This window comes from Streptomyces sp. NPDC086549 (assembly GCF_044746205.1).
Lineage (GTDB): Bacteria > Actinomycetota > Actinomycetes > Streptomycetales > Streptomycetaceae > Streptomyces.
In genome coordinates, this window is the sequence record NZ_JBIVBS010000015.1 from 110,776 (window position 1) to 130,331 (window position 19,556).

General features: G+C 70.0%; 19 protein-coding genes, 1 tRNA gene and 1 pseudogene. 9 read left to right on the forward strand and 12 right to left on the reverse strand.

Going from position 1 to position 19,556, the window contains the following annotated elements; all coding sequences use genetic code 11:
• The first annotated feature begins 470 nt into the window (after positions 1–470).
• Positions 471–953 carry a DUF5994 family protein gene (locus ACIPSA_RS37215; protein ID WP_402642954.1) on the forward strand — a complete coding sequence of 161 codons (483 nt, stop codon included), beginning with the start codon at positions 471–473 and terminating at the stop codon, positions 951–953.
• 2 nt (positions 954–955) lie between these two features.
• Here the strand turns inward: ACIPSA_RS37215 and ACIPSA_RS37220 are convergent, their stop codons facing one another.
• From ACIPSA_RS37220 to ACIPSA_RS37230, 3 genes are all read right to left on the reverse strand, one after another.
• Positions 956–2,149: a PP2C family protein-serine/threonine phosphatase gene (locus ACIPSA_RS37220; RefSeq protein ID WP_402643272.1), complete on the reverse strand. Its 1,194-nt coding sequence runs from the start codon at positions 2,147–2,149 to the stop codon at positions 956–958.
• Between the two features lie 137 nt (positions 2,150–2,286).
• Positions 2,287–2,799, reverse strand: coding sequence for a DUF5994 family protein (locus tag ACIPSA_RS37225; RefSeq protein ID WP_402642957.1), 513 nt, complete (start codon positions 2,797–2,799; stop codon positions 2,287–2,289).
• A 248-nt stretch (positions 2,800–3,047) separates the two neighbouring features.
• Positions 3,048–4,025 (reverse strand): STAS domain-containing protein, encoded by a 978-nt coding sequence (locus tag ACIPSA_RS37230; RefSeq protein ID WP_402642959.1) that lies wholly within the window; start codon positions 4,023–4,025, stop codon positions 3,048–3,050.
• Between the two features lie 330 nt (positions 4,026–4,355).
• Between ACIPSA_RS37230 and ACIPSA_RS37235 the strand changes: the two are divergent.
• Positions 4,356–4,496 (forward strand): annotated as a pseudogene (locus ACIPSA_RS37235) (helix-turn-helix domain-containing protein); the annotation flags it as partial.
• Here ACIPSA_RS37235 and ACIPSA_RS37240 read toward each other — a convergent pair.
• The 4 genes from ACIPSA_RS37240 to ACIPSA_RS37255 all read right to left on the reverse strand — a co-directional run bounded on the left by ACIPSA_RS37240 (position 4,460) and on the right by ACIPSA_RS37255 (position 7,412).
• Positions 4,460–4,678, reverse strand: a complete 219-nt coding sequence (locus ACIPSA_RS37240; RefSeq protein WP_402643292.1) for a hypothetical protein — start codon at positions 4,676–4,678, stop codon at positions 4,460–4,462. The pseudogene ACIPSA_RS37235 and the gene ACIPSA_RS37240 sit on opposite strands and share 37 nt — an antisense overlap.
• Before the next feature lie 781 nt (positions 4,679–5,459).
• Positions 5,460–5,533 (reverse strand) — tRNA-Pro (locus ACIPSA_RS37245).
• Positions 5,534–5,566: 33 nt separating this feature from the next.
• The gene (locus ACIPSA_RS37250; RefSeq protein ID WP_402642961.1) at positions 5,567–6,358 is read right to left on the reverse strand and encodes a Pr6Pr family membrane protein; all 792 of its coding nucleotides are present in this window, start codon (positions 6,356–6,358) and stop codon (positions 5,567–5,569) included.
• 127 nt (positions 6,359–6,485) lie between these two features.
• Positions 6,486–7,412, reverse strand: coding sequence for a metallophosphoesterase (locus ACIPSA_RS37255; protein ID WP_402642963.1), 927 nt, complete (start codon positions 7,410–7,412; stop codon positions 6,486–6,488).
• Positions 7,413–7,575: 163 nt separating this feature from the next.
• On the opposite strand from ACIPSA_RS37255, the gene ACIPSA_RS37260 reads away from it, so the two are divergent.
• The gene (locus ACIPSA_RS37260; RefSeq protein ID WP_402642966.1) at positions 7,576–8,043 is read left to right on the forward strand and encodes a GatB/YqeY domain-containing protein; all 468 of its coding nucleotides are present in this window, start codon (positions 7,576–7,578) and stop codon (positions 8,041–8,043) included.
• Between the two features lie 149 nt (positions 8,044–8,192).
• Here the strand turns inward: ACIPSA_RS37260 and ACIPSA_RS37265 are convergent, their stop codons facing one another.
• Entirely contained in the window at positions 8,193–10,514 is a 2,322-nt protein-coding gene (locus ACIPSA_RS37265; RefSeq protein ID WP_402642968.1) for a transglycosylase domain-containing protein, read from the reverse strand.
• Between the two features lie 562 nt (positions 10,515–11,076).
• On the opposite strand from ACIPSA_RS37265, the gene wblA reads away from it, so the two are divergent.
• The gene (gene wblA, locus ACIPSA_RS37270) at positions 11,077–11,415 is read left to right on the forward strand and encodes a transcriptional regulator WblA (protein WP_263216586.1); all 339 of its coding nucleotides are present in this window, start codon (positions 11,077–11,079) and stop codon (positions 11,413–11,415) included.
• Positions 11,416–11,617: 202 nt separating this feature from the next.
• On the opposite strand, the gene ACIPSA_RS37275 is transcribed toward wblA, so the two are convergent.
• Positions 11,618–12,952: an ArsA family ATPase gene (locus tag ACIPSA_RS37275; RefSeq protein ID WP_402642970.1), complete on the reverse strand. Its 1,335-nt coding sequence runs from the start codon at positions 12,950–12,952 to the stop codon at positions 11,618–11,620.
• A complete protein-coding gene (locus tag ACIPSA_RS37280; protein ID WP_402642972.1) occupies positions 12,949–13,926 on the reverse strand; it encodes an ArsA family ATPase in 978 nt (325 codons plus the stop codon). Before ACIPSA_RS37280 ends, ACIPSA_RS37275 begins: the two co-directional genes overlap by 4 nt.
• Before the next feature lie 72 nt (positions 13,927–13,998).
• Between ACIPSA_RS37280 and ACIPSA_RS37285 the strand changes: the two genes are divergently transcribed.
• The 4 genes from ACIPSA_RS37285 to ACIPSA_RS37300 all read left to right on the forward strand — a co-directional run bounded on the left by ACIPSA_RS37285 (position 13,999) and on the right by ACIPSA_RS37300 (position 16,575).
• Complete coding sequence (locus ACIPSA_RS37285; RefSeq protein ID WP_121891618.1) at positions 13,999–14,160, forward strand: DUF4177 domain-containing protein; 162 nt, start codon at positions 13,999–14,001, stop codon at positions 14,158–14,160.
• On the forward strand, positions 14,157–14,621 hold the full coding sequence (locus tag ACIPSA_RS37290) for a RidA family protein (protein ID WP_402642974.1): 465 nt from the start codon (positions 14,157–14,159) through the stop codon (positions 14,619–14,621). Before ACIPSA_RS37285 ends, ACIPSA_RS37290 begins: the two co-directional genes overlap by 4 nt.
• A 78-nt stretch (positions 14,622–14,699) precedes the next feature.
• Positions 14,700–15,578, forward strand: coding sequence for an NUDIX hydrolase (locus ACIPSA_RS37295; RefSeq protein ID WP_402642977.1), 879 nt, complete (start codon positions 14,700–14,702; stop codon positions 15,576–15,578).
• Positions 15,579–15,744: 166 nt separating this feature from the next.
• Positions 15,745–16,575, forward strand: coding sequence for an MBL fold metallo-hydrolase (locus tag ACIPSA_RS37300; RefSeq protein ID WP_402642979.1), 831 nt, complete (start codon positions 15,745–15,747; stop codon positions 16,573–16,575).
• 118 nt (positions 16,576–16,693) lie between these two features.
• Here the strand turns inward: ACIPSA_RS37300 and ACIPSA_RS37305 are convergent, their stop codons facing one another.
• Both ACIPSA_RS37305 and ACIPSA_RS37310 read right to left on the reverse strand, forming a co-directional pair.
• The gene (locus tag ACIPSA_RS37305; RefSeq protein WP_402642982.1) at positions 16,694–17,515 is read right to left on the reverse strand and encodes a nucleotidyltransferase domain-containing protein; all 822 of its coding nucleotides are present in this window, start codon (positions 17,513–17,515) and stop codon (positions 16,694–16,696) included.
• 122 nt (positions 17,516–17,637) lie between these two features.
• Positions 17,638–18,312 (reverse strand): Crp/Fnr family transcriptional regulator, encoded by a 675-nt coding sequence (locus ACIPSA_RS37310; protein WP_018547939.1) that lies wholly within the window; start codon positions 18,310–18,312, stop codon positions 17,638–17,640.
• A 275-nt stretch (positions 18,313–18,587) separates the two neighbouring features.
• Between ACIPSA_RS37310 and nth the strand changes: the two genes are divergently transcribed.
• Complete coding sequence (nth, locus tag ACIPSA_RS37315) at positions 18,588–19,541, forward strand: endonuclease III (protein ID WP_402642984.1); 954 nt, start codon at positions 18,588–18,590, stop codon at positions 19,539–19,541.
• Positions 19,542–19,556: the final 15 nt, after the last annotated feature.

The following is a 19,556-nucleotide window of genomic DNA, read 5'->3' on the forward strand; positions in this document are numbered from 1 at the left end:
CGCACAGGAACACGCGTCTCATGCTGAGGGAGGCGAATTGGGGCACGCCGCCTTCCCACGGTGCCGCGGTAGTTGAGCCGCGCGAGGCAGTGTTCGGAATCTGGGTGAGCGATGCCTCGATCTGTGGGAGAGCGTGGACTTGCCGATCCAACCCAACCGACGGTGCGACGGCGGGGCTTCCGGAGGGTGGTGCGGATTCGAACCTGCGACACCCGCTTGAGGATTCCCTGGAGTGGGCTGTGGCCTGCGGGAACAGCGGCTGAACGGCGTCTGGACCGGAAAAACACCCCTCCATAGCTCTCGTGTTTCACGGGGTTTTCCGGCCTCATGTGTCCCGAATCCGTTCTGGCCGGCTGGCTTGCCCGGGACGGGGCGAATCCGGAAAATCGGCGCCCGTGGCACGAGGAGTAGCGTGTAAAAGGCGAGACGAGTCCTGTGATCGCCCCGAGTCCCGAAGACAGGTGATCCTCATGACTGGCTCCGATGCACGGCCTGTTTCGCGGCATCTGCCCAGCGGTGTTCACGAGGCCGTGCAGCCGGGGTGTGCGTTGCTCCGGCTGGAGACCACGGAGTCGCGCGAAGGTGTCCTCGACGGTGCGTGGTGGCCGCGGTCGCGCGACATCGCCGCCGAGCTGCCCGCGCTGCTCAGCGCCCTCACCGGCCACCTCGGCCCCCTCACGCGCGTGGGGCTGGACACCACGGCCTGGGAAGGGCTCCCGACGCGGATTGTCGTCGACGACAAGGTGGTACACATCGACTCCTTTCCGCTGGGCGACGAGACCGTGCTGATCACCCGAGGCGACCAGGACATCTTCTCGCTGCTGGTGGTTCCGCCGGACACAGCACCCGAGGCCGCTCACGCCGCGATGGCACAGGCCGTCCGGGCCGACAACGTCACCCAGGCGAATCAGATACTCATCGACACCGCGAGCGCGCAGGTGCCGCCGGAGTGAGATCAGCCGCGCCACTCCAGCAGGAGCAGCGTCGCGTCATCCGTGGTGTGTCCGCCCCGCGCCCGCATGAGCGTGTGGGACAGGGAGCGCGCCACCGCCCGGATTCCGCGGCCGGTTCTCTCCAACTGGTTCACCCAGTCGATCATCTGCTCCTCCCCGAACTCCTCCTCCCCGGCATCGTGCTCCTCGATCAGCCCGTCGGTGAAGCACAGGAGGCGGTCCCCCGGCTCCAGCTTCATCTCGCTCGTCAGCGGCTCCGGACCCCCGAGGCCGACAGGGAGGGTCGTCGGACCGGTCAGCCGCAGTGTGACGCAGTGATCACGGACGAGCATCGGTGACGGGTGCCCGGCGTTGACCCACTGGAGATGCCCCGTCGTGGTGTCCAGCTGCAGCATCTGCGCGGTGACGAAATGCTCGGGGCCGAACTGGTCCGCCACAGCGCGGTCCATGAAGGCGTAGATCTCCGGCAGCCCGGTGCCGGCGCGGCGGGCGTGGCGGTAGGCGCCGATGGCCACGGTCGCCATCGTGGCCGCGTCCAGTCCGTGCCCCATCGCGTCGATCATGGCCACTTGGAGGACGTCTCCGTTGAGGGCGTAGTCGAAGCTGTCACCCGCCACGGCATAGGCGGGTTCCAGGATCCCGGCCACGGCGACCCGAGGCATGATCATCGCCAGCGGTGGCAGCAGAGCCCACTGGATCTCGGCGGCGACGCTTATCGGTTCCCTGCGTCGGACACCGAAGAAAAGGTCGGAGTAGCCGTGCTTGGTCACCAGCAGGTCCGCCACCAGGCCGGCGACCCTGCGCAGTATGCGGCGGTCGTGTTCATCGACGCTGTCCAACGTCACTGCCATGACCCCGACCTGATCGCCGCCGTCCAGCAGCGGCAGGAAGATTCGCACGCCGTCATCCTCGGGCAGCTCGACGGGTTGAGCGTCGAGAAAGCAGCGGCCCGCCTCGGAGTCGTCGATCACCTGCGGTTCCCCGTCCGTGAGGCCGTCGCCGGGCAGGGGTACGAGCAGCAGCTGGCCGTAGTCCTGCAGCAGCACCTGCGGCCGGCGGCCCCCGAGCCGCTCCACCACGTCAGCGACCAATGGCCCGATGAGATGGGGCGGCAGTTCATGCGCGCGATCGAGGACCTCTCCCAGCAGAGCTTCCCCGAAGCTCTCGGAGCGGTCCGCGCGCTGTCCGGCCATCATCCCCTCACCCGCCATGTTCCGAGTCGATCGGAGCGGCGGGCGGGGACGGCGCAGGGTCTGCCAGTCTCATCGCTCCGTCGAGGTCGTAGACGCTCCGGGACTGGCCCCGTCACCCGGGCCCGTCCGGATAGGGCCTCTCACCTGAGTGCGGACCCTCCTTCCGACTCCCATGTGTCCTGTCCGTCGAGGCCGCTTTCGGTGAGTGCCAGCAGGCGCGGAGCCGGCAGTGGGTTCCCGGGGTCGGCGGCGGCGGTCAGCAGCCGGGTGGCGACTCCGGCCGGCTCGTCCGGGGGGATCACCAGCAGTTCCCAGCGTCCCACGGTGCCGCAGTCCACGGTGATGGCATGCGCCTCGGCGGCAAGATCGGTCAGGACCACCTCGATCACATGGCCGGGCGCCATCACCTCCTGCGGGGCATCGGGCCAGGCGGCGGTCCCCACGGTGACGTGGGTGACGGTGCCGATACTCGGATCCAAGGAGCCGACCAGCGCGGGCAGCTCCAGTTCCAGTGCGTCGCAGCGCGGCCACCACGCGCCGTCCAGCGGGCCATGGCTGACGCCCGGCGTGAGGCGCAGCCGGGGCAGGGGCATCCGGTAGGAGCAGCCTTCATCTGGTGCCGTACCTTCGGCGGGCTCTGTGATGGCGTTCATCGTACGATCCCGTTCCGGGCGGCTGCCGGCCGCCCGTGTCTGTCACTCGCCGGGAACGGCGCCGCCGTGGTCGTGCGCCCGAAAGCTCTCGGTACCTGTCAGGTTACTCCCGGCCGTGGCGGGCGGCCCGGTGTGCAGCCATCGCGGAGAGGCAGGCAGCCATCGCGTGAAGACACGTCCGTACAGCGGACGACGGGGGGTGACCGCCCCGGCCGGTACGACCGTCGGCTCATCGCCCCTCTGCCGAATTATCGGCGTGCCAAGGGCGGCAGCCCTTCGACAGACAGGGTCAACACGCAAGGGGCGACGGGGCCGGGCAGCCCGACGACCTCACCCATGTTCTGCCAGCCCCAGGACGAGAGGGTGGCTTGTCCTGTCTGGTCGGCAGGATGCAGCAGGGTGACTCCGAGGCGGGAGTGCAGGTCCGTGAGCAGACGCTGTTGCAGGCGGCGGCCGATATCGCGGTGCTGAGCGTGCGGATGGGCCACGACCTGGGTGAGGACGACGAACCGTGCTCGGGAGGTGAGCCGCTGGACGATCCCCTGGAGCGTTCCGTCGAACCCCCGGCGGCCGGAACCGTCAGGACCCACCGGAAAACCGAAGGCGCAACCGACCAGCACCGTCGTCTCCGCGACCAGCAGGGCGAAGCCGGGGCGGTGGGCAGTGACCGCCAGGCGGTGCAGGAAGTCTCCACGGTCGTGGTATGCCTCACCCAGGGTGCCGGCGACGGACGCCGCAGCCAGGTCCGCGATGTCCTCGCGCATGTCTTCGGCCTGCCAGCGGGTCAGCCGGCGAAGCCGGATTCCGTCCTTGAGGACCGGGTGATCCGGCCGACGAGCGGGGTCTTGGGACGCCCGCGTCCCGGTACTCATGAGGGCGCCGGGCGCGGCGGGTGGCACGGGGCGCACGGGGGCCGTAAGGAGCAGCGAAGTGGATCCGGTGGCATCGAGGAGCCGGGTGATCTGCGCGCACGGGTGCTGCAGCCTCAGGCAGGCGTGGACCCGGCCGGCGCGCAATGATGCCGACCGGAGGACGTCCAGGCCCCCCGCGTCGCAGGAGCCGACCGTGGTCAGGTCGATGTCGATCACGGTGACACCGTCCAGCAGACACTGCTCCAACGCGGCCCGCAGCAACGGCGTCGTGGCCGGCCCGATGTCACCGGCAAGCGTGACGAACGTCCGCTCCCCTCGGTTCCGCCGATGGATGTCCAGCCGGGAAGGAGCCATCACGCCTCCCCTTGGTGGGGGCGCGGAGCCGCGCCCGTGCTCAGCGCGGCCCCAGCCATGATGAGCTTGCGCAGATGCTTCGACCGCGGCGGACATGATGTGCCGACCCGTCTCCGCGCCGACCACTGGGGCGGCCCGGAATCGTCTCTCGCCGAGGACGACCCGGCGTGGCGGCCGGAGTGCGTGATGCCCTCGGTACTTCAACCGTACGTCGGCCGTAACCGGAAGCGGCTGCGACGAGGGCGCGCCAGGGCCCCTTCCGCTGAGGCACGGCCGAGGTCCGCACGTCTCCGCGAATGCCGGACAGGCCCTGGAGGAGCCGTGGCACAGATGGCCGAGGCACAGAGCGAGGCGAGACGGATCGGAGAAGTGATTCGTCAGGCACGCGTGTTACAGCAGCGCTCGCAGAAGGACGTCGCTGCCGCACTTGGGTATCACCAGTCAAAGGTGAGCCGCCTGGAGAGTGGCCGGCGGGCGAGAGCCTGCTCGGCGAGGAGTCGGAGCAGCGCGAGCACCCGGGGCAGAACTTCCTCCGAGATCTCGAAGGCGCTGTGATCCGCAGTGACCGCCGTGAGCACGTCCTCGACATCGGTGATCACACGGCTGCGTGCCAGGCGGATCCGGTTCCACTCGGTGTCGTCCTCGCAGGTCACCCGGAGCAGGCCGAGGAAGAAATCGCCCTTCGCCCGCCCGCTGTACTTCAGGTGGTACCCCTCCGGTGCGCACTGCGTTGCCGCGTCGAAGGCTCTGCGGTAGCGAGCCCGTTCCTCGACGCTGGGGTTCGGGATCCGGAGGAATCGTCCGGCTTCCTGTACCTGTGTGATCAGTGCCGCGCCGACTCCGCCGGTGAGAGCCGCAGGGGCTTCGGCACGCTGCGAGGGAGGCTTCGTCTTCAGTGGGGGAGTGGCGTCCTGCTGCGGGTGAGAGGCGGCCGGCGCCTCGGCTGCTATTGCGGCTCAACGAGGTCTGCGTGGAGCCTGCACGGGGCGGTCCGGATGATGCCCGTGCTCCAGGTAGAAGCGTCCAGCGTCGGTGATCTCCGCTGCCACTTCCCACTCTTCTTGGGCATAGTGATCAGACCCCGCTCTTTGAGCGCGCGAGCGGTGAGGGCGAGCTCGGGGCTTTCTGATGTGACGGGGTCGGTTCCGGATCCGATACGGACGAGGAGCGCTAACTGGCGGTCATTCAACGGAGACCATCGGTGCATGGTGATCGTCGTATCGCCTGCCGTCTCCTCGGCACAAGCCATGGGGATGGCTTGGACGGAGCGCACGCAGTGCACACCCGTCTCGACCGCGGAACGCCACTTGCGGGGAGCCGCCGGGGAGCCGCTTCCCGAAGTCGGCTCCCAAATGGCTCCCAAGACGGGCTCGCACAGCAGATCAGGCCCGGTGCTGATCTCTCAGCACCGGGCCTGACCTGCTGTTACGGCTGTCGGGGTGGCGGGATTTGAACCCACGACCTCTTCGTCCCGAACGAAGCGCGCTGCCAAGCTGCGCTACACCCCGATGTCGCTGCTTCCCGCGGCGACGTCGTTTACTTTAGCCCACCGGTGGCCGGAGACGAAATCCGGTTTTGGCGCGGCGGCGGATCGGGTTCGGGCGGGCGTGGTCCAGGGCGATCAGCAGGATGGCCAAGGCGTAGATGGCGAGGCCCAGGAGGAGGGCGTTGGCCAGGACGCCGCGGTAGCCGTGCTGCTCGACGTTCAGGAAGGGGTAGAGGTAGCGGCCGGGGTCGCCGGGGAGGAGGAGTTCGCCCCGGATGAGGGTGAAGGCCAGGTAGGCCAGGGGGTAGAGGAGCCACGCGGCGGCCTGGCGCAGGTGCAGGCGGCCGGGGGTGGTGAGAAGGAGCCAGTCCAGGACCGCCGCGGCCGGGGCCGCCTTGTGGAGGAGCTGGGCGGCGATCCACTCGCTGTGCCAGGGCGCCGGTGGCGTGGTGGCGCCCGTCATGGAGAACGGGGGCGCCGTGTGGGCCAGGAGCAGGTGGTAGGCGAGGGCCGAGATCACGGCGTAGAGCAGTGTGGCGCCTGTCACGGCCGACGGCAGGGGGCGGCGGGCCGTCCACGCCCGGTGGGCGGAGATCACGAACACCAGCGCCAGCAGCGCGCCGGCCTGGACGCTGAAGTAGCTCGCGGCGCGGGCCGGGCTGCCGAGGAGGAGTTCCAGGGTCACCCCGGCGGCGGCCGTCAGGGCGGCCAGGAGGCGGAACAGCGCGGCCAGGGGGTGGGGGACGGGAGGCACCACCGCCGTGGCCGGTACGGGCGCGGGCAGCAGTGGGGGTTTGCGCGGGACCGCGGGGAGGTCCGGGATGTCCCTGGGTATCGGGGCGGTCATGCCCTCACGCTAAGCAGGGGGGATAAAAGGGGCGATGCGGGTGGGCCGGGTGGGTGACCCGCCAGGCCCGCCAGGCCCACCCGGCCCGTCAGGCCCACCAGACCCACTCGGCTGTCGCCCCAGTGGGTTACTCCCGGCCCACCAGCGTCAGCAGCGTCGCCTCCGGCGGGCATGCGAACCGTACCGGTGTGTAGCGGTTCGTACCGCAGCCCGCCGAGACGTGCAGGTACGACGTCCGGCCCTCCGCCGTGTGCGTGGACAGGCCCTTCACGCGGTCCGTGTCCAGGTCGCAGTTGGTGACGAGGGCGCCGTAGAAGGGGATGCAGAGCTGGCCGCCGTGTGTGTGGCCGGCCAGGATCAGGGGGTAGTCGTCCGCCGTGAACGAGTCCAGCACTCGCAGGTACGGCGCGTGCACCACGCCCATCGAGAAGTCGGACGTACCGGAGGGGCCGCCGGCCACCTGCAGGTAACGGTCGCGCTTGATGTGCGGGTCGTCCAGGCCCGTCAGCTCCACCGAGACGCCCTCGACCTTCAGCACACCCCGGGTGTTCGTCAGGTTCAGCCAGCCCGCCGCGTCGAAGCTGTCGCGGAGGTCCTCCCAGGGGTTGTGGATCACGCCCACGGCCGGCGGGTTGCCGTTCAGGCCGTGGCGGCCGTTGACCTTCTCCATCAAGTAGCGGGCCGGGTTGCGGGGTTTGGGGCCGTAGTAGTCGTTGGAGCCGAAGACGTACGCCCCCGGGAACTCCATCAGGGGGCCCAGCGCGTCCAGGACCTCCGGGACGCCCTCCGGGTCCGAGAGGTTGTCGCCGGTGTTGATCACGAAGTCCGGGCGGAGCCCCGCCAGCGAGCGCAGCCAGCGCTGCTTCTTGCGCTGACCGCTCACCATGTGGATGTCGGAGACCTGGAGGATGCGCATCGGGCGCATGCCCGCGGGGAGGACCGGGACGGTCACCCGTCGGAGCCGGAAGGAGCGGGCCTCGAAGCCAGCCGCGTACAACACACCGGCGGCGCCGGCCGCCGCGATTCCCAGAGGTACTCCGTATCGAGCGCGCATACGACCATCGTGTCAGACGATACGGCCGCCCCGTTACCGGCCGCCGACCGAGCCGTTGCCCGCCCCTTCGCCTGCCCTTCGGCTGCCTTTCGTCTGCCCTTCGCCCGAGCCGCCGCCTAAATCGACGGGCGTCCGGGGTTCCACACCTGCGACAATCGTTGCTATGACCACCACGCTCAAGTCGAAGCTGCACGACGACCTCAACGCCGCGATCAAGGAGCGCGACGAGCTCCGCTCCTCGACGCTCCGGCTGACGCTCACCGCGATCACCAAGGAGGAGGTCGCGGGCAAGGAGAAGCGTGAGCTCTCCGACGACGAGGTTCTGAAGGTGATCACCAAGGAGGCCAAGAAGCGCCGGGAGGCTGCCGACGCCTTCGCCCAGGGTGGTCGCCCCGAGCAGGCCGAGCGGGAGAAGGCGGAGGGCGAGCTCCTCGCCGCGTACCTGCCGAAGCAGCTGTCCGACGAGGCGCTGGAGCAGATCGTCGCCCAGGCCGTCGCGGAGGCCAAGGCGGCGGGCGCCGAGGGGCCGCGGGCCATGGGCGCCGTCATGAAGATCGTGAACCCGAAGGTGGCCGGCCAGGCCGAGGGCGGCCGCGTCGCCGCCGCGGTCAAGAAGCTGCTGCAGGGCTGACGCACGACAGCTCGTACAGGCTTGTACAGACGAACAGGACCGCACCGTGGGCCTCGGCCCGGGTGCGGTCCTGTCGTGTTCGGACTCGGACGGTGTACGGCAGACGACAGACGCGTACGGCAGACCGTGGACGGTCGGCCGTACGGGCGTCAGCGCGTCCCGCCGTTCCCGTTCCCGTTGTTCCCTCCGTTGGCCGCCCCCTGGATGAAGTTGCCCGGGAGGGAGATGGTGGGTGTCGGGAAGGTGCCGCCGTTCGTCGTGCCGTTCGTCGTGCCCGTCGTCGTGCCCGTCGTCGTGCCGCCGTCCGTCAGGCCGCCGATGATCCCGCCGATGAGGCCGCCGTTGTCGCCGCCGCCGTTGTCGTGTCCGTTCCCACGGCCGTGACCGTCCTCGTCGTTGTTGCCGTCCGGGATGTCGACGAGGTGGAAGGAGTCGGCGCTCTTGCCCTCCAGGGCGCCGGTCATGGCGTCCTTCCAGATCGGGCCGGGGACCTGGCCGCCGTAGACGAGGGGGTGGTAGACGCCGCCGATGGAGATGTTGACCATCTTCACGTTCTGCCGGGCGCTGCCGACCCAGACCGCACCGGCCATGTTGGGTGTGTAGCCGACGAACCAGGCGTTCTTGCGCTCGTCCGTCGTACCCGTCTTACCGGCGCTCTCGCGGTCGGTGAGACCGGCCTGCTGACCCGTACCGGAGTCGACCACACCGCGCAGCAGGGTGTTCACGGTGTCGGCGGTCTTCTCGCTCATCGCGCGCGAGCAGGTCGACTTCGGCACCTGGAGGGACTTGTGCTCGTTGCCGACCTTCTGGGTGATCGACTCGATGGCGATCGGCGTGCAGTACATGCCGCGGGCGGCGAAGGTGGCGTAGGCGTTGGCCATCGTCAGGGGGGAGATGCCCTTGGAGCCGAGCGCGATGGCGGGGACCTGGGGGAGCTTCTCGCCGTCGCCCTGCACCACGTGCAGCGCGTCGGTCATCTTCACCACCGGGCACAGGCCGATGTCGGAGATGAGCTGCACGAAGTAGGTGTTGACCGACTTGGCCATCGCCTCCTTCATGGCGTACGGGCCCTTCTCCGTCGCGCTCTCGTTCTCGACCTTCGCGTTCTCGTTGTTGACCCACTGCTTGCCGTCGCAGGCCTGCACGGGGCTCGGGTACAGCATCTGGTACGGCGACGAGTACGCCTGCGTCGCCGGCTTGCCGCCCTCGATGGCGGCCGCGGCCACGAACGGCTTGAAGGTCGAACCGGTCGGGAAGCCGTAGTTGGAGCCGCCCAGCGAGCGGTCGACCGAGAAGTTGTACTCGGTCTCGTTCTTGCCGTAGCCGTACGGCTTCGACTGGCCCATGGCCAGGACCTTGCCGGTGCCGGGCTCGACCAGCGTGGCGGCCGCGGCGACCTTGTCCGACTTGTTGACGTGCTGCTTGAGCGAGGCCTGGACCGACGCCTGGGCCTGTGGGTCGAGGGTCGTACGGATCGTCAGACCGCCGCGGTTCCAGACCTTGGCCCGCTCCTCCTTGGTCTTGCCGAAGACCGGGTCGGTGAGGAAGACGTTCTCCACGTACTTGCAGAAGAAGCCGGCACCCTTGGTGGCGGTGATGCAGCCGTTCTTCGGCTGGCTGACGTGCAGCCCGAGCGGCTTCTCCTTGGCCGCGTCGGCCTCCTGCTGGGAGATGTCGCCGACCTCGGCCATGCGCTGCAGGACGGTGTTGCGGCGCTTGGTGGCCTCCGCCTCGTCGTTCACCGGGTCGTACCGGCTGGGCGACTGGACGATGCCGGCCAGGAGCGCGGCCTGCTGCAGGCTGAGGTCCTTGGCGTGCTTGGAGAAGTAGCGCTGGGAGGCCGCCTCGACGCCATAGGCCTGCTCGCCGAAGAAGGTGATGTTGAGGTAGTTCTCGAGGATCTTCTTCTTGCCGAGCTTTTCCTCGATCTGGATCGCGTACTTCAGCTCACGGACCTTGCGGCCCAGGGTCTGCTGGGTGGCCTGGGCGACCTTCGTCGGGTCGTCGCCGGCCTCCTCGATGAAGTAGTTCTTCACCAGCTGCTGGGTGAGCGTGGAGGCGCCCTGGGCGACGCCGCCGCTCTGCGCGTTCTTGTTCAGGGCGCGCAGGACGCCCTTCAGGTCGATCGCGCCGTGCTGGTAGAAGCGGGAGTCCTCGATCGCGACGATCGCCTTCTGCATGTACGGCGAGATGTCCTTGAGGTCCACCACCGTGCGGTCACGGGAGTAGACGGTCGCGATCTGGTGGCCCTCGCCGTCGAGGATCGTGGTCCGCTGGCTGAGCTGGGGGCTCTTCAGGTTGGCCGGGATATCGTCGAAGCCCTGGACCGACCCCTTGGCCGCCAGCCCGAGCGCGCCGGCGGCGGGCAGCGCGATGCCGGCCATCACGGCTCCCGCGAGGACACTGACACCGAGGAACTTGGCGGCCTGCTGTGTTGCCGACAGGCCACCGCCCGAGCGCTTCTTTGGCATGGGGGCAGCCTAATCCGTAGTCCTGAGGGTTCCGGTGGAGCGGGGGCCTCTCGGGATGTTCGAGTGCCGGATCGTGACATGAACGGCATCCGTGACATCTCGAACGGCATCCGTGGCATCTCGGGGCGGCCGCCCCGAGCCGGGCCGAGGGCAGCGTGAAGCGCCTACGTTCTCATTCGCCGGACACGCGTAAAGGCATTGGCCTAAGCTGCTATCAACTGTCACAGCAGTGCGGCCACGTATCAATACGTCCGGCGACCCCGAATCGTTCCGGGCGTAGCTCAATTTTTTGTGGGCGACGTGTCCGAATCCGCCTCGTGTGTTACCGGGCGTCCGTTGTGACGCACCATAGCTGTACCGGTTTGCCGGGATGGTCGCATATGTCGCCAGCTCACTCCCGCGGGTGATCTGCCGTTTACCCATAGTCCGTTCGGGCCATTCAAGATTGGGCCCGAAGGGGGTGTTGCGCTGTGCCCACCTTCCGTAACGTCCTCAACTGGCGGCGGTGAATATGCCGCTGCCGCCGTGGGGGAGCCTCGATTCGGGAGAGGACGGCGCCGGTATGGGCTGGGTTACCGACTGGAGTGCGCAGGCCGCCTGCCGCACTACCGATCCGGATGAACTGTTCGTTCAGGGAGCAGCGCAGAACAGGGCCAAGGCAGTGTGCACCGGATGTCCGGTACGCACCGAATGTCTGGCCGATGCGCTGGACAACCGCGTCGAATTCGGCGTGTGGGGAGGCATGACGGAGCGGGAGCGCCGCGCGCTGCTGCGCAGGCGGCCCACCGTGACGTCCTGGCGCAGGCTCCTGGAGACCGCGCGCTTGGAGTACGAACGCGGGGCCGGGATCGTGCCTCTCGACAGCGACGAGGTGTACGAGAACTACGCGGCGGTGAGCTGAGGGGCATTCCCCTCGGGCATTTCCTCTCGGGCATACGCCCGGGGCAGCTCCGACCGGGTTTGCGTCGCACGCGTCAGTCGCACCCTCAGACGCGTGCGCCATGGGAAGCCCCGGTGGAAGCCCCGGTCGGGCATGCGCCAAGGTCGGGCATGCGCCAAGGGGGATACACCGCCTCGGGCATGCGCCCAGGACGGGTCACAACCTAGGGGAGCTCCGGCCGCGCGGCCGCGAGCCGTTCCCCGATGTCCCGCAGTCCTGTCAGGTCGTGCACGTCGCCGGGCAGCGCGGCCACCTCCACCACCGCCACCTCGGGGTGGCGTGCGGTGAAGCGGTCACGCGTGCGCTGCTCGCGGGAGAGCAGCCGCATACGCTCGGCGTGCAGCTTCAGCAGGCCTGCGGTGAGCTGAACGACTGATCGCTCCGGGTCCGTGGCGGCGGGGGAGCCTTCGGCAGGAGCCGGTGCTTCGGAAGTGGGAGATTCGGAAGCGGGAGATTCTGAACTGCCGTACGTGTCGGGAGAGTTACGAAGTCCAGCTTTCCCGCCCCCCTGATCCACAATGCGGGGCTCTTCAAGATTTTCCGCGGCGGCGAGCGCACGTTCGGCCGACAAGCGGTCGGCGCCGCTGCCGTGGACCCGGTTGAGCACCAGGCCGACCAGCGGCATGTTCTCCGCGGCCAGCCGCTCCACGAAGTACGCGGCCTCGCGCAGCGCGTCCCGCTCCGGGGCCGCCACCACCAGGAACGCCGTACCGGGCGCCTGCAGCAGTTTGTACGTCGCGTCCGCGCGCGTGCGGAACCCGCCGAAGGTCGTGTCCATCGCGGCCACGAACGTCTGGACGTCCTTCAGCAGCTGACCGCCCAACAGCTTGCCCAGCGTGCCGGTCATCATCGACATGCCGACGTTGAGGAAGGCCATCCCCGCGCGTCCGCCCAGCTTCGCCGGGGCCGTCAGCAGCCGGATCAGCCGCCCGTCCAGGAAGGACCCGAGCCGCTTGGGCGCGTCAAGGAAGTCCAGCGCCGACCGGGACGGCGGAGTGTCGACGACGATCAGGTCCCACTCGTCCCGGGCCCGCAGCTGACCCAGCTTCTCCATGGCCATGTACTCCTGCGTGCCCGCGAAGCCCGCCGAGAGCGACTGGTAGAAGGGATTGGCCAGGATCGCGGCCGCCCGCTCGGCATCCGCGTGCGCCTCGACGACCTCGTCGAAGGTGCGCTTCATGTCGAGCATCATGGCGTGCAGTTCGCCGTCGCCCTCGGTGCCCTTCACCCGGCGCGGGACGTTGTCCAGTGAGTCGATGCCCATGGACTGGGCCAGCCGCCGGGCCGGGTCGATGGTCAGCACGACCACCTTCCGGCCGCGCTCGGCGGCACGCAGCCCCAGGGCCGCCGCGGTCGTCGTCTTGCCGACACCGCCCGAGCCGCAGCACACCACGATCCGGGTCTTCGGATCGTCGATCAGCGGGTCGATGTCGAGCACGCGCGCCGGGGACAGCCGGTGGCGGGTGGTGTCCTGCGCCTGGGCCAGGTCCGGACTCATGCGATCCCCTGCTTCCGCAGCTCGGTGGCGAGTTCGTACAGGCCCGCCAGGTCCATGCCCTCGGCGAGCAGCGGCAGTTCGTGCAGCGGCAGGTCCAGCTCGCTCAGGACGGCTCGCTGCTCGTGCTCAAGCGCGTACCGCTCGGCGTACTCGGCGGCCTGCTCCAGCAGCGGGTCCACCAGCTGCTCGGCCTTCCCGCCGCGGCGCGCCCCGCCGAGGCCGGCGGCCGAGAGAGCATGCGCCACGGCGGTGCGCGGGACGGTCCGCACGAGCTCCAGGTCGGCCGCGTCCAACACCTCGGGCCGCACCATGTTCACGATGACCCGGCCCACCGGCAGCCGCGCCGCCTGCAGTTCGGCGATCCCGTCCGCGGTCTCCTGGACGGGCATCTCCTCCAGGAGCGTGACCAGGTGCACGGCGGTCTCGGGAGACTTCAGCACCCGCATCACGGCCTGCGCCTGATTGTGTATCGGGCCGATCTTCGCCAGCCCCGCCACCTCGTCGTTGACGTTGAGGAAGCGGGTGACGCGCCCGGTCGGCGGGGCGTCCATGACGACGTAGTCGTACACGAACCGCCCGCTCTTGTCCTTGCGCCGCACCGCCTCGCACGCCTTGCCCGTCAGGAGGACGTCCCTCAGACCCGGTGCGACGGTGGTGGCGAAGTCGATGGCGCCGAGCTTCTTCAGGGCCCGGCCCGCCCCGCCCAGCTTGTAGAACATCTGGAGGTAGTCCAGAAGGGCCAGTTCGGGATCGATGGCGAGGGCGTACACCTCGCCGCCCCCGGGAGCGACGGCGATTTTCCGCTCCTCGTAGGGCAATGCCTCCGTTTCGAAGAGCTGTGCGATGCCCTGCCGACCCTCGACCTCCACGAGAAGCGTCCGCTTCCCCTCGGTCGCGAGGGCCAGCGCGAGGGCCGCGGCGACCGTCGTCTTTCCGGTCCCGCCCTTGCCGCTGACGACCTGGAGCCTGCTCACGCCTTCGAGACTAACCAGTCCGCCGACAGGCTACGCGGGAGGCTGTGGATAACAGCGGCTACAGTCGGCCACATGACCAAGTGGGAATACGCAACCGTGCCGCTGCTCGTCCACGCCACGAAGCAGATTCTGGACACCTGGGGCGAGGACGGCTGGGAGCTCGTCCAGGTCGTGCCCGGCCCGAACAACCCCGAGCAGCTCGTGGCCTACCTGAAGCGGGAGAAGCAGTCGTGAGCGCCGTCGAGGCCAAGCTGGCCGAACTCGGCCTCTCCCTGCCGGCGGTCGTGCCGCCGCTCGCCGCGTACCAGCCCGCCGTACAGTCCGGGGTGTACGTGTACACCTCCGGCCAGCTGCCGATGGTGGACGGCAAGCTCCCGGTCACCGGCAAGGTGGGCGCGGAGGTCACCGCGGAGGAGGCCAAGGGCCTGGCCCGCACCTGCGCGCTCAACGCCCTGGCCGCCGTGAAGTCCGTCGCCGGTGACCTGGACCGCATCGCGCGCGTGGTGAAGGTCGTCGGCTTCGTCGCCTCGGCCTCCGACTTCACCGGGCAGCCCGGCGTCGTCAACGGTGCCAGCGAACTGCTCGGCGAGGTGCTCGGCGACAAGGGCGTACACGCGCGCAGCGCGGTGGGCGTGGCCGTGCTGCCGCTGGACGCGCCGGTGGAGGTGGAGGTCCAGGTCGAGCTGGTGCCGTAAGGCCTTGCTCAGGCCCTGATCAGGCCCTGCTCGCCGGCACCTCTCGAACATTCGCTCACATCGGGATAGCCTCCGCCCATGGCTAATGGGCAGTGGTTTCCCCCGGAGTGGCCGGAACGTATCCGCGCGCTCGCGGACGGCACCCTCACCCCGGTGCCCGCCAGGCGCGCGGCCACGGTGATGCTCCTGAAGGACACCACTGCCGGTCCCGCCGTCCACATGCTGCGCAGACGCGCCTCCATGGCGTTCGCCGGAGGCGCGTACGCGTACCCCGGCGGCGGTGTCGACCCGCGCGACGACGACCACCAGATCCGCTGGGCGGGCCCCACGCGCGCGTGGTGGGCGCAGCGGCTCGGCGTCGACGAGACCGGCGCGCAGGCGATCGTCTGCGCGGCCGTCCGGGAGACGTACGAGGAGGCGGGCGTCCTGCTCGCCGGAACCACCCCCGACTCGGTGGTCGGCGACACCACGGGCGAGGACTGGGAAGCGGACCGTGCCGCCCTGGTCGCCCGGGACCTGTCCTTCGCCGAGTTCCTGGACCGCCGCGGGCTGGTCCTGCGCTCCGACCTGCTGGGCGCCTGGACCCGCTGGATCACCCCGGAGTTCGAGTCCCGCCGCTACGACACCTGGTTCTTCGTAGCGGTCCTCCCGGAGGGCCAGCGCACCCGGAACGCCTCCACCGAGGCCGACCGCACGGTGTGGATCCGCCCCCAGGAGGCCGCGACCTCGTACGACGCGGGCGAGCTGACGATGATGCCGCCCACCATCGCGACGCTGCGTCAGCTGCTTCCGTACGCCTCCGCCGCCGAGACGCTCTCCGCCGCGCCGGCGCGCGACATGACCCCGGTCCTGGCCCGCGCCCGCCTGGCGGACGGCGAGATCGTCCTGTCCTGGCCGGGCCACAACGAGTTCACCAAGCACATCCCGACCGTCCCGACCGGTGGAGGCCCCTCATGACCGTCGCCGCAGCCCAGCCGGGCCGGCCCAGGAGCGGAGGCCCCGTTTCCTGTGTGTCCCTCGCGTCCTGTGCGTCCCTCGCACCGTCGCGCGGGCCGCGGGATGCCGGGCGGGCCTCCGGCCGCCGGCTCGACGCGTGGACGACGGAGTCGGAAGGAGCTTCCGCATGACGGACGCCGCAGCCCTGCCCGGCCAGCCCAGGGGCGGAGTTCTCTCCGGTCCCGCCACCGCACGGGCCGTCAACGTCCTGGCGCCCAACGCCTCAGCGATGACCCTGGACGGCACGAACACCTGGATCGTCGCGGAGCCCGACTCCGACCTGGCCATCGTGATCGACCCCGGTCCCCTGGACGACGACCACCTCCGGAACGTCGTGGACACGGCCGAGACGGCCGGCAGGCGTGTCGCGCTGACCCTCCTGACCCACGGACACCCCGACCACGCGGAGGGTGCCGCCAGGTTCGCCGAGCTGACCCGTACGAACGTGCGTGCGCTGGACCCGGCGCTGCGGCTCGGCGACGAGGGCCTGGCCACCGGGGACGTGGTCACGGTCGGCGGCCTGGAGTTGCGGGTCGTACCGACCCCCGGCCACACCGCGGACTCCCTGTGCTTCCACCTCCCGGCCGACGGGGCGGTCCTGACCGGCGACACGATCCTCGGCCGCGGCACGACGGTCGTGGCGCACCCCGACGGCCGCCTGGGCGACTATCTGGACTCCCTGAGGCGTCTGAGGTCGCTCACGGTGGACGACGGCGTCCATACGGTCCTGCCGGGCCACGGCCCCGTCCTGGAGGACGCACAGGCCGCCGTCGAGTTCTACCTCGCCCACCGTGCCCACCGCCTCGCCCAGGTGGAGACGGCCGTCGAGGACGGCTACCGCACCGCCGCCGAGATCGTCGCGCGCGTGTACGCCGACGTGGACCGTTCGCTCTGGCCCGCGGCGGAGCTGTCGGTGCGGGCGCAGCTGGACTATCTCCGGGACCACGGGCTGATCTAGGGCTGATCCGGGGCCGCCAGGGTCGAGTCGGGGGCGCCAGGGTCGGTCCAGGGCCGATCCGGGGTCGATCCGAGGCTGATCCAGGGCCTGTTCGCCCGGTCGGCGCCCGAACCGGTGCTCAGTCCGGTCTCGGGGCCTTCACACCGTGCACGCGCGCGTACTCCTCGGCGAGCCACGGCCCGAGGTTGTCGACGTACGACCGCAGGACGGCGGGATCGCCCTCCGGCTCGTACCCGTACTCGGCCGCGGCCCGCATCTGCCCCGCCCGCTCCGGGTAGTACGCGCCGAAGACCTGGGCCATCTCCCTCAGGTCGCTGGTCCAGCCGTTCCAGCGGGGCATGACGAGGGTGAACCCGGTGCGGACGAGGTGCCGGGACATGAACCGTACGAGGGGTCGCAGGGCCTCTCCGGAGACGTCCGCGCCGGCGATCCGCTCCCGCCAGCGGGGGAGGAAGAGGGCCAGATCCCCGTTGGTCTCGCGGGCGAGCAGGGAGTCGGGCCGGTAGCGGGGCAGGTACTCGGCGAGATCCTCCCCGAGGACCGGTGTGCACAGGCAGGCGACGAACCAACCCAGGTCGTACCGCTCCAGCTCACTCAGCAGCCGCGCCCTGCTGTACAGCAGTGTCCCGACCCCGTCGATCTGCGGGAACTCCTTGTCCAGCGCGTCGCCGAGCGCACGGAAGGCCTCTCGGTCCGCGTCGCTCGGCTCCTCCCGCAGTGCGACCAGGAGATCGAGGTCGCTGCGGCCCACGCGCGCGGTGCCGCGTGGGATCGAGCCGTAGAGGTAGGCGCTGTGCAGCCGCGCCCCGAAGACGTCCAGCAGCCGGTCCCGCGCGGCGGCGACCACGGGGCGGAACTCGTGCGGGACGCGGACGAGTGAGCCTTCGCGTTCGATGCGGCCCTGAGGGTCGAGGCCTTTGGAGGGCATGGTTTCGGGCATGGGCTCACTGTGCCCCGGGGGGACCGGCCGGGCAGCTCATTTGCCGCCGCGTCGGCAACGAAAACGGGGTGCCGCCCCTCACGAGGCGGCACCCCGTCGACGTACGTCCGGGTGACTCGGCGTCAGCGCGAGCGCTTCGCGAGCCTTTCGACGTCCAGCAGGATCACGGCCCGCGCCTCCAGGCGGAGCCACCCGCGCTGGGCGAAGTCCGCGAGCGCCTTGTTCACGGTCTCGCGGGACGCGCCGACCAGCTGGGCCAGCTCTTCCTGCGTCAGGTCGTGGACGACGTGGATGCCCTCTTCGGACTGCACGCCGAAGCGGCGGGAGAGGTCCAGCAGGGCGCGGGCCACACGGCCGGGGACGTCGGAGAAGACCAGGTCGGACATGGCGTCGTTGGTCTTGCGCAGACGGCGCGCGACGGCGCGCAGCAGGGCGGTGGCCACCTCGGGGCGGGCGTTCAGCCAGGGCTGGAGGTCGCCGTGGCCCAGACCCAGCAGCTTGACCTCGGTCAGCGCGGTGGCGGTCGCCGTGCGCGGGCCCGGGTCGAAGAGGGACAGCTCACCGATGAGTTCGCCGGGGCCGACCACGGCGAGCATGTTCTCGCGGCCGTCGGGTGAGGTGCGGTGGAGCTTGACCTTGCCCTCGGTGACGACGTAGAGCCTGTCGCCCGGGTCGCCCTCGTGGAACAGGGAGTCGCCACGTGCGAGCGTCACCTCACTCATGGAGGCGCGCAGTTCCGCGGACTGCTCGTCATCGAGCGCCGCGAAGAGCGGGTTGCGCCGCAGAACGTCGTCCACGAGTTCTCTCCTTGTCGACCTGCTCAGGGGATCTTGCTCCCCCTTGGTACCAGGGGACCGTGCTCCCCATTTTGCCGGACGGTCCAAACAGTGTGATCTGTCACAAGGATGCCGCACAGGTGTCCCGAGGTAAGCGGCAGGGGTCCAATTGGGCGCTGATCCTCTGGGTCCGGGGCGGATGTCGGTGCCTGGCTTTAGGCTGGCCGGGTGTCCAAATCGCCGGTAGAGCACAGGCCAAGGGGGCTGGGCGGGTGGTTGTACGTCGCGATTCCGCTGTGGGCGAACAGAATCCGGGCGGCGGTGGGAAAACCGTAAAAACGGCTAAAACGGCGCCTGTGAAGAAGACGGCGGCGAAGAAGGCGGTGCCGAAGAAGGCGCCCGCGAAGGCCGCGCCCGCGAAGGAGGCGGCGGCGAAAGTCGCGCCCGTGAAGATCGCGCCCGCGAAGGTGCCGGCGAACGAGTCGCGCACCTCACTGGTCCGCCGCGCCCGCCGCATCAACCGCGAGCTCGCCGAGGTGTACCCGTACGCCCACCCCGAGCTCGACTTCGAGAACCCCTTCGAGCTCCTGGTCGCCACGGTGCTCTCCGCCCAGACCACGGACCTCAGGGTCAACCAGACGACCCCGGCCCTCTTCGCCAAGTACCCCACTCCTGAGGACCTGGCCGCCGCGGTCCCGGAGGAGGTGGAGGGGATCCTCCGCCCCACCGGCTTCTTCCGGGCCAAGACCAAGTCCGTCATGGGGCTGTCCAAGGCCCTCGTCGAGCAGTTCGGCGGCGAGGTCCCCGGGAGGCTGGAGGACCTGGTCAAGCTGCCCGGTGTCGGCCGCAAGACCGCGTTCGTCGTCCTGGGCAACGCCTTCGGACGGCCCGGCATCACCGTGGACACGCACTTCCAGCGGCTGGTGCGGCGCTGGAAGTGGACCGATGAGACCGATCCGGACAAGATCGAGGCAGCGGTCGGCTCGCTGTTCCCGAAGAGCGAGTGGACGATGCTCTCGCACCACGTGATCTTCCACGGCCGCCGCATCTGCCACGCCCGCAAGCCCGCCTGCGGCGCCTGCCCCATCGCCCCGCTCTGCCCGGCGTACGGCGAGGGCGAGACCGACCCCGAGAAGGCCCAGAAGCTCCTGAAGTACGAGAAGGGGGGCTTGCCGGGGCAGCGCCTCAAGCCCCCGCAGTCCTATCTCGACGCGGGCGGCAGACCGGCGCCGCCGCTGGGGGCCGCATGACGCGCCGACAGGCTT

Bases quoted from the DNA above. Each gene is read 5' to 3' on its own strand.
- ACIPSA_RS37230 (WP_402642959.1), bottom strand. From the start codon at position 4,025: ATGGCTCCTTCCCGGCTGGACATCCATCGGCGGAACCGAGGGGAGCGG.
- ACIPSA_RS37265 (WP_402642968.1), bottom strand. From the start codon at position 10,514: ATGCCAAAGAAGCGCTCGGGCGGTGGCCTGTCGGCAACACAGCAGGCC.
- ACIPSA_RS37215 (WP_402642954.1), top strand. From the start codon at position 471: ATGACTGGCTCCGATGCACGGCCTGTTTCGCGGCATCTGCCCAGCGGT.
- ACIPSA_RS37275 (WP_402642970.1), bottom strand. From the start codon at position 12,952: ATGAGTCCGGACCTGGCCCAGGCGCAGGACACCACCCGCCACCGGCTG.
- ACIPSA_RS37225 (WP_402642957.1), bottom strand. From the start codon at position 2,799: ATGAACGCCATCACAGAGCCCGCCGAAGGTACGGCACCAGATGAAGGC.
- ACIPSA_RS37220 (WP_402643272.1), bottom strand. From the start codon at position 2,149: ATGATGGCCGGACAGCGCGCGGACCGCTCCGAGAGCTTCGGGGAAGCT.
- ACIPSA_RS37300 (WP_402642979.1), top strand. From the start codon at position 15,745: ATGACGGACGCCGCAGCCCTGCCCGGCCAGCCCAGGGGCGGAGTTCTC.
- ACIPSA_RS37295 (WP_402642977.1), top strand. From the start codon at position 14,700: ATGGCTAATGGGCAGTGGTTTCCCCCGGAGTGGCCGGAACGTATCCGC.
- wblA (WP_263216586.1), top strand. From the start codon at position 11,077: ATGGGCTGGGTTACCGACTGGAGTGCGCAGGCCGCCTGCCGCACTACC.
- ACIPSA_RS37250 (WP_402642961.1), bottom strand. From the start codon at position 6,358: ATGACCGCCCCGATACCCAGGGACATCCCGGACCTCCCCGCGGTCCCG.
- ACIPSA_RS37260 (WP_402642966.1), top strand. From the start codon at position 7,576: ATGACCACCACGCTCAAGTCGAAGCTGCACGACGACCTCAACGCCGCG.
- ACIPSA_RS37285 (WP_121891618.1), top strand. From the start codon at position 13,999: ATGACCAAGTGGGAATACGCAACCGTGCCGCTGCTCGTCCACGCCACG.
- ACIPSA_RS37255 (WP_402642963.1), bottom strand. From the start codon at position 7,412: ATGCGCGCTCGATACGGAGTACCTCTGGGAATCGCGGCGGCCGGCGCC.
- ACIPSA_RS37305 (WP_402642982.1), bottom strand. From the start codon at position 17,515: ATGCCCGAAACCATGCCCTCCAAAGGCCTCGACCCTCAGGGCCGCATC.